Source organism: Acinetobacter sp. ESBL14 (assembly GCF_036668815.1).
Taxonomy (GTDB): Bacteria; Pseudomonadota; Gammaproteobacteria; order Pseudomonadales; family Moraxellaceae; genus Acinetobacter; species Acinetobacter gyllenbergii.
This window is the reverse complement of sequence record NZ_JAZEVS010000002.1, coordinates 76,333-91,369: the sequence shown is the minus strand read 5'-3', so window position 1 is coordinate 91,369 and position 15,037 is coordinate 76,333. Positions and strand designations below refer to the sequence as shown.

The following is a 15,037-nucleotide window of genomic DNA, read 5'->3' as shown; positions in this document are numbered from 1 at the left end:
AAAAGCCATTCACAAGAATGGCCTTTTTCATGCTAACAACTTACATCATCTTAGTTGCAAACGCTGCAATACGTTGATAACCCGTTGGGAATAAACGTTGGAACGAATCTACAATACGCGCATCGGTACCAATCAATAAACGGCGTTTATCTTTCAATACTGCATTTAGAATCTGACGTGCTGCTTCTTCTGGTGGAGTACGCAAGAACTTGTCGAATTGCTTGATCGATTTGTTCGGGTCCATGCCCAAGCTCTTCAAACTGTCATTCATTTTCGCTGCTTTGGCGATATTGGTACGAATCCCGCCTGGATGTACGCAGAGAGAGCTGACACCGCCCTTCTCAATATCCAACTCCTGACGTAATGATTCAGTGAAGCCACGTACCGCAAATTTGGTAGCGTTATACGCTGATTGCGTTGGTTGCGAGGTTAAACCAAAGATACTGGAGATGTTGATGATATGACCATCTTTGCTTTGTTTGATGAATGGCAGGAATTCTTTGGTGCCATAAACCACACCCCAGAAATTAATGCCGACAATCCATTCTAAATCTTCATAGCTCGCACCTTCGACGGTTGAACCGAGTGCTACGCCTGCGTTGTTGAAGATCATGTTGACCGAACCATGATCTTGCACGGTTTCTTGTGCCCACTGTTTCACCGCATCGCGATTTGAAACATCGAGTACTTTGGTGGTCACTGTTACTGGATACTGCTTCACTAATTCTACAGTCTGTGCCAAGCCCTTTTCATTGATATCACTCAATGACAAATGACAGCCTTGTTTCGCCAACAAAACGGCCAATTGTTGTCCAATCCCAGAACCTGCACCGGTGATCGCTGCGACTTTATTTTTAAAATTTTTCATTGCCTATCCTTTGTACTGCGAATGATACGCACATATTCGCTTAGCTCATGTGCTGTTTAACCTATAACCAATATAATTTTGACAATACGTGTTGTCAATATAGTACACTCTGGCTTTAAGACAAATGGCAATAACCAACACCCGACATGTCATAATAGGCCTATTTACATTTATGACCGAAGATGTTTAAAAGAGACAAGGCATATTTTCAAAATTTGGTTATGCTAGTCAGCACAACAGGGTTGAAATGCAACTATTAGACACACGATTTAAAGACTTTTTAGGAAACGGTTTTCTCAATGGCAACTCAAGATCAAGCGACACGCAAGAAAAATAATACCGAAGTGAAAGAACGACAATTCAAAGGTCTCTCTTTAACTGAGCGCAAAGAAGCACGTCGTGAAAAATTGATTGAAGCAGGTATTGCAACCTACGGCACACAAGGCTTTTTTTCGGTCACAGTCAAAGATGTCTGTAATGAAGCCAAGCTCACTGAACGCTATTTTTATGAATCTTTTAAAAAAAGCGAAGAACTGTTTCAAACCGTGTTCTTAAAAATGATTGAGAAAATGCAAACCTGTTTAACTCAGGCTGTCCTGATGGCGGCACCTGAACCCAAGAATATGGTGACCGCAGGTTTGTCGGCGTTATTGAGTGCGATTAAAGACGATCCACGTATGGCACGGATTATTTATATTGATGCCATGCTAGTGCAAGACCTGCATAATCAAGCCACCATTCAAGAAACGCTAACTCAGTTCGATCGCATCATTCAAGGCTTTGTGATGATTACCATGCCGAATGCACCGCAAAGCACTGAAGAAGTTTCGCTCATGGCGACGGGCTTAAATGGCTATGTGACTCATATTATTATTCGTTGGGTCTCTGAAGGCTTTAAACAGCCTTTGGAAGATGTTCTGTCAGCATGCTGTGCTGTCTTTTTGTCTTTTATCGAAACCACCTCGCAAAAAAATTAAAATCGTTTTACAGTTTTGTGACACACAAAGCTGTTAAACTACAGTCTAGTTAAGCAAATGAATTCATTTGCTTTCTTGCTAGGCAAATTGTCATCAATCCGTCACGACTCTGCCCCATGCTTGTCACAATTTATTGCTAAATTCGACTTTATTAATTCTTTTGCAATGATATTGTCATAATTAATCTTTGTAATAAGCCTGTCATAACAACAAAACGGTTAAACCGTTACAGATTTTAAGGGTATTGCGCTGTGAAAGATGACTATATTTTAATTGTCGATGATGAGCTACCGATCCGCGAAATGATCCATACCTCATTGGATATGGCAGGCTTCCAATGTTTACAAGCTGAGGATGCTAAACAAGCGCATCAGATCATCGTTGATCAGCGTCCTGCGCTTATTTTGCTGGATTGGATGCTACCGGGTGGTGTGAGTGGTGTAGATTTATGTCGCCGCCTCAAACGTGATGAAAACTTGGCCGAGATTCCAGTGATCATGCTGACTGCCCGTGGCGAAGAAGACCATAAAGTACAAGGTCTAGATGCGGGTGCTGATGATTACATGACCAAACCGTTCTCGACGCGTGAACTGGTATCTCGTATCAAAGCAGTACTGCGTCGTGCCAATGCACTGAGCGGTGAAAAAGTCATTGACGCCAATGGTTTGTTACTTGATCCTGTCAGCCAGCGTGTCAGCTTTGGCAATAGTATTTTAGATATGGGGCCAACCGAATATCGTTTATTGGCCTTCTTCATGACCCATCCTGAGCGTGCCTATACCCGTGCTCAACTCTTAGATCAAGTCTGGGGTGGCAATGTCTATATTGAAGACCGTACCATTGATGTGCATATCCGTCGTTTACGCAAAGTGTTAGAGCCTTTTGGTGTCGACCGTTTTGTACAAACCGTTCGTGGCACAGGTTACCGTTTTTCGACACGAGCAGATTTAGCAGTAGGTTAAAAATCCTTTATGTATGAGCCTTACCCCGTCCCTGAACTGGCACGTGAACACCAACGTTTTCGCTACAGCAGTTTATGGACCTTTGCAAAACAAGATTTAAGACTGTTACTTTTTTTCTTATTGATTGCAAGCTTAGTCGGATTCGGGGTGGGTTACTTCTGGAGCTGTATTTTTATTGCCTTCGTGCTATTTTTTTTCCTACAGCTACGCTCGCTTTATCTGGTCAATGAATGGATTTCCAATCGCCCTTATGATGTCCCTCCCAATCTCAACGGGATTTGGGGCGCTTTGCTGTTCAATGTTTACCGTGCACAACGTCAAGAACGGATTGTTCAAGCGGAGATGGTCGGTTTAATTGATCGGGCACAATCCTCTTTGGTGGCATTGGCCGAAGCAGTGGTTTTAATTGATGATCAACATCAAATCGAATGGTGGAATCCTGCCGCTGAAAAACTATTGGGTATCAGTCCTCTAGACCGTGGTCGCAATTTATTGTCGATTCTGCGCCAACCCAATTTTATTGAATATTTCAACCATAGCGATCAATCTCCTGATGGTATCCGTTTACAGGCACAGATGGATGAAGAACGTTATGTACAAGTCAAACTGACCCGTTTTGGTGGAGAAAGCCGTCTGTTGGTCGCTTATGACACCACACGAGTACATAATCTGGAACAGATGCGTAAAGACTTTGTCGATAATATTTCACATGAGTTACGCACACCCTTGACGGTGCTTAGTGGCTATATCGAAACCTTTACCGATCAAGATGATATTACTCCGCGCTGGAAGCGGGCTTTTACCCAGATGCAATCTCAGACCAAGCGCATGAATGCTCTGGTGAATGACCTATTGTTGTTATCTAATTTAGAAAATAATAAAAAAGTCGCGAAAAATCAGATTATTGATATGGCCAATCTGATGAACCAGATCTTTGATGATGCACGTGCCTACAATCTCGATTATGGCCATACCTTAAATCTGGATATTGATAGCCATTGCGATCTGATCGGTTCTGATATTGAAATTGCCAGTGCATTCAGTAACTTAATTACCAACGCCATTAAATACACGCCTGCAGGCGGCATCATTACCATTGGTTGGCACGAAGATGGTGACCATGCCTACTTTACTGTACAAGATAATGGGATCGGGATTAATCCCAAACATTTACCCCGTTTAACAGAACGTTTCTACCGTGTCGATAGCGCACGTAGCCGTCAGACAGGCGGAACCGGACTTGGTCTGGCCATCGTGAAACACGTGTTGATGCAACACGGCGCACACTTGGAAATTACCTCTAAAGAAAATGAAGGTTCGACCTTTACTGCGGTGTTCCCGAAAGAACGCTTATACCGCATGATTTAAACATGCTAGGGAACTACCAAGTTCCCTAAAACATGCTGTGATCATCCTACTAAAACAATATAATAAATCGTTGTTTCATTTCATTATTTATATTTTTCGACGTATTCCTCATGCTCAATACCTCTTTTATTCGTGCTTGTATTCTCTTACTTGGGCTCAATACGCCTTTGGCGATTCACGCTGCTCCGACAGATCCATTGATTGGGACGTGGAAAGTCGTGGATGAGCGTACAGGTTCCTATCTCTCTGATATCGTAATTCGTAGACATTCAGCCACTGAACAATACAGTGCCGTGATTGTCAAAATGTATCCTTCTGCCAAGGAAGCAGCACCAACCTTATGTACAGCCTGTACGGGCACGTTAAAAAACCAGCAGATGATCGGCATGGAAGTGCTAACTGGTCTAAAGATGTTGAGTCAAAATGAGGAATTTGGACAAGGCGTTTGGCTCAATCCGTACGATGGACAGAAATACAACCTGTATGCGCGTTTAAGCAAAACAGGCAAAATGCTGAGCATCAATGCCAAAAATCCAGCCAATAACAGTTTCCGTAACATGACTTGGATTCGACTTTAATCACTCAATTTTTATGTTAAAAATTAATTGATAAATCATATAAAAAGAGTGCATTTTATGCACTCTTTTTATGAATTCAGCCATAGAACTGTAGACTAAGAGCTGGCTTTGGCACTCAACGTTTTCGGCTCAAGCAAATGGCTAGGCAAGCCAAAAATATGATCAAAAAAGTAATTATAAACAAAGGTATAACATGGAATCAGCACCATCAAACTGAAATCCAGCAAGAAGGCTTTCACCAAACTGATCTGCATCCACCAGGCAATGAGCGGAATCAAAATCATCACCAAAACAATTTGAAAGCCAATCGCATGCGCCACACGTCTCCACACTGTGCGCTTTTTGGAGATCTGCTTCTTTTCCCACAGCTCAAATACATAGTTATAAAAGAAATTCACCGTCACTGCGATCACGGCAATCAAGATCGACAATGGCCCTGTATGGCTGATGGTGGTACCCGACAGTACGGCCAACACCATTGCACAGATAAAAAAGCTAAAAACTTCATAGAAAAACACATAGGTGACTCTTCTCTTGGTTCCTTGCATGACCACACCTTAAAATCAATAATGGGTGGATTTTACGCTTTAAATTTGATAAAAAAAGTCAATCGTTATCAGGCTGAATGACAAGTGAATCGCCATGAAACTAAATCGTGAACAGCTTGAACTGATCCTTGAAATTATGGATCGTGGTAATTTTTCCGCTGCAGCGCGCGCCCTAAATCGTGTGCCTTCAGCGGTCAGTATGGCGATTGCCAATCTTGAAGCAGAATTGAATTTAAAATTATTTGAACGCAGTAAAAATCACCTCACTGCTACCGAAGTCGCACTTTCAATCGAACCGCATGCCCGATTAATTCTGACTAAATTACGTCAGCTCGACCTGCATCTGACTGAACTTTCAACTGGACTAGAGACCAGTCTCTGCATTGGCATTGCTGCGGATGTGAATCAAAAGTTTTTATTGGCGGGGATTGAACAACTGATTCAACGTTATCCCTTATTAAATATTGATATGGTCAGCGCACCACAACAGGAGCTCAAAACACGACTGCATAATAACGAAATTGATCTGTATATTGCCTATAGTTCATCACAACTCGATAATAATGAACGCTTTCGTTTATTGGGCATGGAACAATTTGTTGCGGCAGTTTCCCCCAAAGATGCACAACAGCTCAAAGCGCAGAATAAAAATGAACTCACCATGCTGTCTGAACTCAGACAAATTATTGTAGCCAGCAAACATTATCCATTACCTGACAGTCGAGTACTGGTCTCAGATTCATGCTGGTATAGCGATAATTTATCTATAGCCATTGATATGGTGGAACAAGGGCTCGGTTGGGGTAATTTTCCGCTTTCCGTAGTGCAAACGCATTTTGCCAAACAACGTCTGGTACGCTTAGCTTTTCTCGATACCACTAATGGACTGGATATGCCAATTCATGCGATTTGGCCAGCTTATAAGCCACTGAGCAAATCCATGCAACTCTTGATTGAACTGTGGGAAAAACAAATCCATCGCGCATAAAAAAAGCCCGACATCCGAGTCGGGCTTTTTCGTATTCCTTTCACTAGATACAACTCCTGTCATATCTCACATCCTGATGCACAAACTTATCATTCTTGTTTTATGTTTTGGAACTTCCTGTTCCTGATGAGTTCATATTAGGTAATTCAGCTGAGGCTGAAAATGGGACATTGCCCTTAATCGGTGTAAGAAAAAGCGTACATGACTTATGTTTAAAAATCTAACAAGAAATATCTAAACCATTCATAAAGAATCTATCTTATTTTAAATCAATGGCTTTTGTCGTTTTCTTAATACGGTCTAAATAAGCATTGAATTTAAATTTTTTAATCAATGTTCCTTCGCATCACAGCGCTTCGCTTAAATAAGCGTATTGCAAAAACTAAATTTATCTATATTTTTAGAATAAATCTAAAGTTTTGGAACAGTATATGAATATTTTCCCTTTTCCATTTCAAGTGACTAACTGGGATAAAATAGAAACAGTAGAATACCGCGGAGAAACTGGAAATGCCTATTGGAAAACACAATACTTTGGTGAAGAAGAAAATAGAATTAGAGTAAGAATTGTAGAATACTCAGCTAATTACTTAGCTGACCATTGGTGCGAAAAAGGACATATTCTATTTTGTTTAGAAGGTGAACTTGAAAGCAGATTAAAAGATGGAAGGACGTTTATTTTAACGCAGGGCATGAGCTATCAGGTTGGTGATCATGCCGAACCGCACCAATCCTTCAGTTTAAATGGAGCGAAATTACTCATTGTTGATTAAATTAACATTATCTGGCGAATCTAAAATACATAAGATTCAATCTTAAACCTCAGGTTTAGTAATACACCTATTCACTGCAATCTGTTGGTTATAAAACAGCAAGCCAACGCACTCAGCCACTTGTTAGATTTGCAATAAAAAAGCCCGACATCCAAGTCGGGCTTTTTCGTATTCCTTTCACTAGATACAACTCCTGTCATATCTCACGTCCTGATGCACAAACTTATCATTCTTGTTTTATGTTTTGGAACTTCCTGTTCCTGATGAGTTGATATTAGGCAATTCCACTAAGGCTGAAAATGGGACATTGCCCCTAATCGCTGTAAGAAAAAGCGTACACTGCCGAGCTTTCTCACCCTTTAAAAAGTCAGTAAATATATGGAACGGAACACGGAGAACGTATCAATCTCCTAATAAATCAATCGACTGCCCTTTCGTCATCACACCCATATACTGATCATAGCTTTGTGCCAGTAGACAAATCACTACAGCAGCAATTAAAGTCAAAATCTTATTTCTCATTGTCATCGTCAGCGACCTGAATCAAGGATCTATAAAAAAGGTATAAGATTTCTTCCATCTAATCTAATATAGAAAAAATAAGCACTGATCTAATTTTGAGATATGTGGACCTTCAAACAATTTAATTATCTAATCACGATTGTTGAAACTGGGGGCTTTATTGCTGCCTCGGAGAAGCTGTTTATTGCTCAATCGGCCCTAAGCAGACAAATTAAAAATTTAGAAGAAGAAATCGGTTTTGAAATTTTTGATCGATCTGAGAAGAAAATTAGACTCACACCTGCAGGTGAAGCCCTGTATAAAAGTTTAAAAACCAATATTGATCATTTAAAAAGTTCCATTGTCAGCGCCCAAAGTATCAGCCGTGGTGAAGGTCGAATCATTAAAATTGCCCATTCCAGTAGTATCGTATTAGATCAAAACAAGCTGGAAATTTTTGAACAGCTCTGTGATACCCATCATATTGATATCGAGATGAATACTTTATCCTCTGAGTTACAACTCGAATATTTATTGAATGGGACGATTGATCTGGGCTTTATTCGGCCCCCGATTTATCATAATTTGAATGATGTCAATTCGATCAGTTTATATACCGCTCCTTTATACGTCGCTGCGCATATTTCAGATCCATTTTTAAGTGAAAAAGAAAGTATCTCGATCCGTGAGTTGGAACCCTTGGATTTTGTTTCTGTGCCACATAAAGCCCGTGGTGGCTTGAGCTATTTGGCCGCCAATTTATGTTTGGTTAATGGTTTTAGTCCAAAAAGAACCAGAATCTACTCAAGGAAAAGGTCTCAATTGGAACTGGTCGCCAATGGTTTTGGCGTGTGTATTGTGCCCGAAGAATTTAAAGTGATTTTGCCAAGCAATGTCAGACTGATTCCGATTCAGGATGAGAACACGCTCAGCGAAGTGAAACTCATCTGGAAAAAGGATGAAGACTCGATCATTGACCGTTGTGCAGCCTCGATTCATGCCTATTACAGTGCCAAGTAAATCAACTAAACAACTGACTGTGTTTCAACTCAAATGAAAAAAGCCCGACATCCGAGTCGGGCTTTTCCGTATTCCTTTCACTAGATACAACTCCTGTCATATCTCACGTCCTGATGCACAAACTTATCATTCTTGTTTTATGTTTTGGAACTTCCTGTTCCTGATGAGTTGATATTAGGCAATTCCACTGAGGCTGAAAATGGGACATTGCCCTGAATTGATGTAAGCAAAAACGTACATGGTTTTTTAGTTCATCAATTAAATGAAAATTTCACCTTCTAGATATAAGCGACATTCGCCTGAAATTTCAATTCGGTCATTTTCAAGTAACTTGCAATACAGTACGCCCCCTCGTTTTGAAGCTTGATAAGCAACAATATTTTCTTTGTTGATGAATGGCTGCCAAAGCGGTATCAGTGACGTATGTAATGAACCCGTAACAGGATCTTCATCAATTCCCATTGAGGGCGTAAAGTAACGGGAGACAAGGTCAAACTGAGCAAAGCCTTCATCTATAGCATCATTTAATGTGGTAATCGCGACACGTCGCCCACCAAGTTTTTTTATCAGATCAAAATTCGGTTGTTCATTTAAAACGGTTTGGGTATTTGGATAGATCACGATATAGGCCTGTGGATTGATATACACTTCAGTGATTTCTTGAGACAGACTGTCTTTTAAGGCTTGGGGAATCACCTCTAATCGATGAGGAATCTGTACAGGAAAATTCATTTTGATTCGGCCCTTTTCACTGCGAGTAATAAAAAACTCGCCCAAGTTCGCCACATGAAAAACTAACGATTCAATTTCAGGTTGATTTTTAAAAATAATAAAACTGGTCGCTAGCGTGCCATAACCACAAAACTGCACTTCTTTGACGGGTGAAAACCACTTAATTTCATAATTTTGATCATCAATTTTTCTGGCAAAACTGGTCTCTGACAAATTGTTTTCTAATGCAATGTTTTGCATTACATGCTGATCTAACCACTGTTCTAATAACACAACCGCAGCAGGGTTTCCTTTAAATACCTGATCACTAAATGCATCGACTTGGTAAATTTTCATGATTTCTAGCAGCAATAATTTTTAGATAAGATACTCAACTCATGCACCCAATAATGTTTGTTTTTGATGAATAAAATGCGTTACTGCTTCACTTTAACCCCTTAAAAAATCAAAATCTAATTTTGATAAAACCAGACTAATCTTATTTAAACCAAACGGTATCATCTCATTTTAAGCTTTAATTAAAAAAGATATCAGTAATGTCTCTTTCTATACTTATCAGTATGTTTGTTTTCTCATTCACCATGTCCGTTTCACCTGGACCAATTAACATTACCATTCTCTCATCCAGCTTAATGCATGGATTTAGAAAAACACTGCCTTTTATTTCAGGTGCAAGCTTTGGCTTTAGCTTACTGCTCATATTTTTAGGTTTTGGGATATCTAAAACCATCATGCATTACCCTACATTTTTTATGATCATTGAGGTTTTAGGTAGCTTATTTATTTTCTATCTCGGTCAAAAAATTATCTTTTCAAAAGCAGAAGTTGAAATATCAAACAATATCGCTACTGCTAAATTTATGGATGGATTTCTCTTACAATGGCTCAATCCCAAAGCATGGATTGCCTGCCTCTCTGGTATCTCATTATTTTCTTCACCAGTGAGTTATCATCCCTTGATTCTATTTATCCTCATCTATTTCTTTACTTGCTATATCTGTTTAATCCTTTGGGGCATTTCGGGGCATCATCTCGCCAAAATATTAACCAACTCACACCAGCTCAAAATCCTGAATATTTTAATGGGCGGGTCTTTAATCATTCTATCCATTTATATGCTGATCAAACTCTTTTGGCATTAAATAATTGATACAACCGCTCAAGCAAGGCATAGGCAATCCCATTCATTGGAATATTAGCAGGCCAAACTGCATAAACACGTAACGGCTCTAGTATCCAAGCGGGTAAAACTTTTACGACTTTCCCCTGTTCAAGATCGGCTTGGATTAAATCATCAGGAGGTGCTGCCAGCCCTGCATTTAATTTTACCAGTTCATATGAGGCTTCAACATTATTCACATAAATATAAGGCTGATATGAAATTTCTATTTCTTCTCCTGTATGTTTATGCCGCAATATTCTCTTATTTTTTCTCATACTCAAACCAATCCATTTCATCTGGATCAGATCTTTAGGATGAGTAATAACGTGCTGCTGATTTAAAAACTCAGGGGTTGCAACGATACTTCGGGCTAAAGGAAATAGATAGCGAGCTTTAAATGAACTATCTGTAAGCTCGCCAATTCGAACAGCAATATCCACATTCTCAGCGATCAAATCTGTCCGGCTATCATCACAAGTAATATGTACAGTTAAGTCCTGATACACCTCACAAAATGTTGTGATACATTGCATTAACTCACTATGGATAAAAACCGCAGGAATCGAAATATGCAATTGTGTCTTTCTCAGAATAGAACGTTGCTTAAAATCTGAAATACCTGATTCATAGGTTGCCAACATAACTTGGGCGGTATCTAAAAGTTTTTGCCCATCGTGAGTTAAGGTCATTTTCCGCGTATTTCGATAAAATAAGGCACACTCTAAATTCTTTTCCAATTTGGCCAAATGCAGACTAACCGTTGCGGTAGATAAGCCTAATGCTTTGGCCCCTTTTGAAATTGAACCAAACTCAGCAATTTTCGCAAAAATAATTAAATATCTGATATCTTCAATCATACGTTTCAATCTACAGCAGATAAATGCATAAACAGGAGCAAAATTAATCAGATATCGTCATGTTTCTTTTATAACGCATATAAAAATTGAAACTGGATAATGCTGCTGAAAAAATACAATACAGCATAAAAACAGTCATATTGATCAGTGGTCGATCCAGAAAGTAGTTACTGAATATGGTTGCGAAAGTTAAAATTCCTAAAAATTCAAAAAATGAAAATTGTGGTATTAAAAATTTCATCATTATTTGCCTTTATTTTAAATTATCTGAGATTATTTCAAGTACTACAAAATATATAAGATTTAAACTATAAATAAAAAGCCCCAATTTTGGAGCTTTTTAAAAATTACATCTAAATTAAACCGAATGACCTAAACGCTCACCCATCACCACCGTCGAATTGGCTTTAAACTGTTCTTCCCAAACCATTTTATCTTTTTCAAATAAAACCACAGCGGTTGAACCTAGGTAGAAACGACCTAACTCTGCACCTTTATCCAATTTCATTTGATGATGTTGCAATTCAACTTTGCCAGAGGGTTTCACTTTGCCTGTGGCAACCGTTTCAATCCCAGCCACAATCATTGCACCAACCAAAACCACCGCCATACGACCCAGCTCGGTATCAAACAAACAGACCATACGTTCATTCCGTGCAAACAAGCCTGGTACATTTTCAGCAGTGGTTTGGTTAACTGAGAACAACTCACCCGGAATATACAAGGTTTCCGTCAATGTGCCCGCCAAAGGCATATGGACGCGGTGATAATCTTTTGGCGATAAATACACGGTCGCAAATTGACCATCCTGAAAAGGTTTTGCCAGTTGTGGATCACCAATCAATTTCTCAACAGAAAAGCTTTGACCTTTGGCTTGAAAAATATCACCCGCTTCAATTTTACCGAGCTGTGAAATCGCACCATCGGCTGGACAAACAATGCTATCCGCTTGTTCATCAATACCACGAACACCCTCTTTTAACGCACGGGTAAAAAATTCATTAAATGACTTATATTGCAGTGCATTGCTTTGCGCCGCAATGCTCATATCAATGCCATATTTTGCTTTGAAGGCCTGAATCACAGCAGTTTTTACCAAGACATTTTCACTTGCGGCAACCTTACCAACCACACGACTCAGTTGATGTTGTGGCACAAGATTCTGTGCTTTGATAAAGAGTTGTTTTTTTAAATCTGCTGTAAAACTCAAGACGGTGACTCCCCTGAAATAATAGGACTATCGAGGCGATTGCCCCATTCACTCCACGCACCATCGTAAGCTCTCACTTGCCAATTGAGCAACCTTGCCAAAATATACGCCAAGCCAGAACGGTGATGAGACTGACAGTACACCACCACAGGTTGTTGTAAATTAAAGCCTAATTGTTCTAAACGTTGTTGTGTGCGTTCAAGCGGGTGTAATTTTAGATGATTTTCACGGTTTAGGGCAGTACTCCATTCAAAATGCAGTGCATTTGGGATGTGACCGCCGCGTCGCGCAGCGAGGCGTAAGCCTGTATATTCCTCGTTAGTACGGCAATCCCAGAGCTGAATATTGTCTTGTTCGACTTGTTGTAACAATTCATGATATTCAATCCGATGCTGCTGTACCGTATCTAAATCAATCTGGAACAGATCAGCAACGGGTTGGACTGGATCAACTTCAGCTGTGGTCGGTAAACCTGCGCCCAACCAGCCGTGAATGCCGCCATTAATCAAACTGGTGCGGTTAAAACCCAAGCAATGTAAATTCCAGATTAAACGTCCAGCCCACGCCCCGCCTTCATCGTCATAAACCACGACATGATGCTGAGGTGAAATATTTAACTTCTCAATTAAGGCCTGTAAACCTGCTAACTCAGGCAATACCCCATTGGCTTGTTCTTGTTGTGCAACCAAGTATTTAGGTTGTAAATGAATTGCATGGGGAATATGCAATTGTTCATATACCGAAGCTCGGCTTAAATCGACAATACGAATCAACTCGCTGCCCAAATACGGCACCAGTTGTTCAGGCTCAATCAGTAAACCCAGTTTAAAATCTACGTCAGTCATGGTTATGCTGTTTTATCATCCGCATTAGGGGTGATATTAACATAGCCGACTTTTTATCTTTGTCTGATTTTTTGCATTCATTTAGCAGAAAAGTAGATATAGTAAAAAGCCCAGCGATTATGGATTAAAAGTATAAAATTTGCTGACAATTGCGAAAGTTAAACCATATAAACCTGTCGAGAAAATTTACTGGTGCGGAGGCGGCATGGACGCCGCCCGTTGAACTGCGGCATCAAGGATGTGCCGTCAGTTCAACAAAAGATTTTTGTTACTTTTGATCTTTCAAAAGTAAAGAGTGCCTATATATCTCATAACGTTGAGCAATTCCACGGCCGTACCAGATTTGAGTGTGAAAGAATAGTTAGGCTTCTTCAATCTCAAACACCTGACGCAAATACGCCAAGAAGGTATCATTATCCGTCATAGTCTTCCCTGGACTATCCGAAATCTTCGCCACCGACTGACGATTACACTCCACCAGTTTCAAAACAATATTCAATGGCTTCTGCCCCATATCATTGGTCAAATTAGTACCAATCCCAAAACTCACTTGGAAACGATCTTTAAAATACTGATGCAATGACCATGCTTTTTCTAAATTTAAACCATCACTAAAGGTCAACATCTTGGTCTTGGTATCAATCTTGAGTTTGCGATAATGTGCATAAGCCTTATCGCCCCATTCATATGGATCACCACTGTCGTGGCGTAAACCATCAAACAGCTTGGCAAAATACAAATCAAAATCACGCAGGAAAGCATCCATTCCCACCACATCGGTCAAGGCAATACCCAAATCACCACGATATTCTTGTACCCATGCTTCCAATGCGGCTTTTTGGAAATTACGTAACCGCACATCAAGCGCCTGAAAAGCCTGCAAGAATTCATGTGCCATGGTACCAATCGGGCTAATCCCCAATTGTTTGGCCAACAATACATTACTGGTACCGCGGAATACTTTGGGTGCCACAGCCTGAAAGGCTTGCACCACATGTTTCTGCCATTCAAAACTATAACGACGGCGTGTGCCAAAATCAGACACTAAGAACGGTGGCTCTTTATCTTGTTGTTCTTGGGCATAATGCTGTAATTGCAGCAATTTCTGTTGCAGGCGGCGTTCACCCTCAAGCAATACCTCATCGCTACGAATACGACGGAAATACAATTCATTGACGATAGCTAAGACAAAAATCTCAAACATCATCGCCTGAACCATAGGCCCTTCAATTCGGATATCTAAACGCCCAGCCTCATCAATACTGGCTTGGATAAAACGACGTTTCAGTTGGAACAGTTCCAGATAATCAACAAAATCACTTTTAATAAAACGCAATGAACGCAGGTACTGTAATTCATCTTCTGCAAAACGCAGTTCACACAGCAAATCCAGCTGCTGATTCAAGTCATCCAAAATATCTACTAAAGGATAAACCGTATCTTCTAAATTGCGGCAACGAAATAAATACACACTATGCGTTTGCGGAAACTGATGCAACACCACCTGTAACATGGTGAATTTATATAAGTCGGTATCCAGTAAAGATTGAATAATTGGTGTAGACATGACTGAATTAGGATCTATTCTATTTCAAGCATTAAAGCATACTTTTATCCAGAAATGAGACTGTCTACGACGATGGATATT

The 15,037-nt window shown here is 40.0% G+C and carries 16 protein-coding genes; 8 read left to right on the top strand and 8 right to left on the bottom strand.

Annotation, left to right across the window (positions count from 1 at the left end; all coding sequences use genetic code 11):
- Positions 1-40: 40 nt before the first annotated feature.
- Entirely contained in the window at positions 41-868 is an 828-nt protein-coding gene (locus tag V6E90_RS08620; RefSeq protein ID WP_016542264.1) for an SDR family NAD(P)-dependent oxidoreductase, read from the bottom strand.
- Positions 869-1,167: 299 nt separating this feature from the next.
- Here V6E90_RS08620 and V6E90_RS08615 point away from each other — a divergent pair, with 299 nt between their 5' ends.
- From V6E90_RS08615 to V6E90_RS08600, 4 genes are all read left to right on the top strand, one after another.
- The gene (locus V6E90_RS08615) at positions 1,168-1,845 is read left to right on the top strand and encodes a TetR/AcrR family transcriptional regulator (RefSeq protein ID WP_016542263.1); all 678 of its coding nucleotides are present in this window, start codon (positions 1,168-1,170) and stop codon (positions 1,843-1,845) included.
- A 251-nt stretch (positions 1,846-2,096) separates the two neighbouring features.
- Positions 2,097-2,807, top strand: a complete 711-nt coding sequence (gene phoB / locus V6E90_RS08610) for a phosphate regulon transcriptional regulator PhoB (RefSeq protein WP_004657056.1) — start codon at positions 2,097-2,099, stop codon at positions 2,805-2,807.
- A 9-nt stretch (positions 2,808-2,816) separates the two neighbouring features.
- Positions 2,817-4,175, top strand: a complete 1,359-nt coding sequence (gene phoR, locus V6E90_RS08605; RefSeq protein WP_005317273.1) for a phosphate regulon sensor histidine kinase PhoR — start codon at positions 2,817-2,819, stop codon at positions 4,173-4,175.
- A gap of 110 nt (positions 4,176-4,285) precedes the next feature.
- Positions 4,286-4,753: a DUF2147 domain-containing protein gene (locus V6E90_RS08600; RefSeq protein ID WP_332605115.1), complete on the top strand. Its 468-nt coding sequence runs from the start codon at positions 4,286-4,288 to the stop codon at positions 4,751-4,753.
- A gap of 95 nt (positions 4,754-4,848) precedes the next feature.
- On the opposite strand, the gene V6E90_RS08595 is transcribed toward V6E90_RS08600, so the two are convergent.
- The gene (locus V6E90_RS08595; protein ID WP_065343113.1) at positions 4,849-5,301 is read right to left on the bottom strand and encodes a PACE efflux transporter; all 453 of its coding nucleotides are present in this window, start codon (positions 5,299-5,301) and stop codon (positions 4,849-4,851) included.
- A gap of 94 nt (positions 5,302-5,395) precedes the next feature.
- Here V6E90_RS08595 and V6E90_RS08590 point away from each other — a divergent pair, with 94 nt between their 5' ends.
- The gene (locus V6E90_RS08590) at positions 5,396-6,289 is read left to right on the top strand and encodes a LysR family transcriptional regulator (protein WP_332605114.1); all 894 of its coding nucleotides are present in this window, start codon (positions 5,396-5,398) and stop codon (positions 6,287-6,289) included.
- A 431-nt stretch (positions 6,290-6,720) separates the two neighbouring features.
- Complete coding sequence (locus V6E90_RS08585; RefSeq protein ID WP_016542258.1) at positions 6,721-7,062, top strand: DHCW motif cupin fold protein; 342 nt, start codon at positions 6,721-6,723, stop codon at positions 7,060-7,062.
- 402 nt (positions 7,063-7,464) lie between these two features.
- Here the strand turns inward: V6E90_RS08585 and V6E90_RS08580 are convergent, their stop codons facing one another.
- The gene (locus tag V6E90_RS08580; protein WP_016542257.1) at positions 7,465-7,590 is read right to left on the bottom strand and encodes a hypothetical protein; all 126 of its coding nucleotides are present in this window, start codon (positions 7,588-7,590) and stop codon (positions 7,465-7,467) included.
- A 96-nt stretch (positions 7,591-7,686) separates the two neighbouring features.
- On the opposite strand from V6E90_RS08580, the gene V6E90_RS08575 reads away from it, so the two are divergent.
- Complete coding sequence (locus tag V6E90_RS08575; protein ID WP_332605113.1) at positions 7,687-8,583, top strand: LysR family transcriptional regulator; 897 nt, start codon at positions 7,687-7,689, stop codon at positions 8,581-8,583.
- 258 nt (positions 8,584-8,841) lie between these two features.
- Here V6E90_RS08575 and V6E90_RS08570 read toward each other — a convergent pair whose 3' ends face one another.
- The gene (locus V6E90_RS08570; protein ID WP_065343110.1) at positions 8,842-9,651 is read right to left on the bottom strand and encodes a PhzF family phenazine biosynthesis protein; all 810 of its coding nucleotides are present in this window, start codon (positions 9,649-9,651) and stop codon (positions 8,842-8,844) included.
- A gap of 200 nt (positions 9,652-9,851) precedes the next feature.
- Here V6E90_RS08570 and V6E90_RS08565 point away from each other — a divergent pair, with 200 nt between their 5' ends.
- A complete protein-coding gene (locus V6E90_RS08565; RefSeq protein ID WP_332605112.1) occupies positions 9,852-10,457 on the top strand; it encodes a LysE family translocator in 606 nt (201 codons plus the stop codon).
- Here the strand turns inward: V6E90_RS08565 and V6E90_RS08560 are convergent.
- From V6E90_RS08560 to pncB, 4 genes are all read right to left on the bottom strand, one after another.
- Positions 10,438-11,334 carry a LysR family transcriptional regulator gene (locus V6E90_RS08560; protein ID WP_332605111.1) on the bottom strand — a complete coding sequence of 299 codons (897 nt, stop codon included), beginning with the start codon at positions 11,332-11,334 and terminating at the stop codon, positions 10,438-10,440. The genes V6E90_RS08565 and V6E90_RS08560 overlap by 20 nt on opposite strands.
- 358 nt (positions 11,335-11,692) lie before the next feature.
- The gene (asd, locus tag V6E90_RS08555; RefSeq protein ID WP_262756186.1) at positions 11,693-12,544 is read right to left on the bottom strand and encodes an archaetidylserine decarboxylase; all 852 of its coding nucleotides are present in this window, start codon (positions 12,542-12,544) and stop codon (positions 11,693-11,695) included.
- Complete coding sequence (locus V6E90_RS08550; RefSeq protein WP_016542251.1) at positions 12,541-13,389, bottom strand: sulfurtransferase; 849 nt, start codon at positions 13,387-13,389, stop codon at positions 12,541-12,543. Before V6E90_RS08550 ends, asd begins: the two co-directional genes overlap by 4 nt.
- A 361-nt stretch (positions 13,390-13,750) precedes the next feature.
- The gene (pncB, locus tag V6E90_RS08545) at positions 13,751-14,956 is read right to left on the bottom strand and encodes a nicotinate phosphoribosyltransferase (RefSeq protein WP_332605110.1); all 1,206 of its coding nucleotides are present in this window, start codon (positions 14,954-14,956) and stop codon (positions 13,751-13,753) included.
- Between the last annotated feature and the right edge of the window lie 81 nt (positions 14,957-15,037).

Bases quoted from the DNA above. Each gene is read 5' to 3' on its own strand.
- V6E90_RS08565 (WP_332605112.1), top strand. From the start codon at position 9,852: ATGTCTCTTTCTATACTTATCAGTATGTTTGTTTTCTCATTCACCATG.
- V6E90_RS08580 (WP_016542257.1), bottom strand. From the start codon at position 7,590: ATGACAATGAGAAATAAGATTTTGACTTTAATTGCTGCTGTAGTGATT.
- pncB (WP_332605110.1), bottom strand. From the start codon at position 14,956: ATGTCTACACCAATTATTCAATCTTTACTGGATACCGACTTATATAAA.
- V6E90_RS08560 (WP_332605111.1), bottom strand. From the start codon at position 11,334: ATGATTGAAGATATCAGATATTTAATTATTTTTGCGAAAATTGCTGAG.
- phoR (WP_005317273.1), top strand. From the start codon at position 2,817: ATGTATGAGCCTTACCCCGTCCCTGAACTGGCACGTGAACACCAACGT.
- V6E90_RS08575 (WP_332605113.1), top strand. From the start codon at position 7,687: ATGTGGACCTTCAAACAATTTAATTATCTAATCACGATTGTTGAAACT.
- V6E90_RS08595 (WP_065343113.1), bottom strand. From the start codon at position 5,301: ATGCAAGGAACCAAGAGAAGAGTCACCTATGTGTTTTTCTATGAAGTT.
- V6E90_RS08590 (WP_332605114.1), top strand. From the start codon at position 5,396: ATGAAACTAAATCGTGAACAGCTTGAACTGATCCTTGAAATTATGGAT.
- V6E90_RS08600 (WP_332605115.1), top strand. From the start codon at position 4,286: ATGCTCAATACCTCTTTTATTCGTGCTTGTATTCTCTTACTTGGGCTC.
- V6E90_RS08550 (WP_016542251.1), bottom strand. From the start codon at position 13,389: ATGACTGACGTAGATTTTAAACTGGGTTTACTGATTGAGCCTGAACAA.
- V6E90_RS08585 (WP_016542258.1), top strand. From the start codon at position 6,721: ATGAATATTTTCCCTTTTCCATTTCAAGTGACTAACTGGGATAAAATA.
- V6E90_RS08620 (WP_016542264.1), bottom strand. From the start codon at position 868: ATGAAAAATTTTAAAAATAAAGTCGCAGCGATCACCGGTGCAGGTTCT.
- V6E90_RS08570 (WP_065343110.1), bottom strand. From the start codon at position 9,651: ATGAAAATTTACCAAGTCGATGCATTTAGTGATCAGGTATTTAAAGGA.
- V6E90_RS08615 (WP_016542263.1), top strand. From the start codon at position 1,168: ATGGCAACTCAAGATCAAGCGACACGCAAGAAAAATAATACCGAAGTG.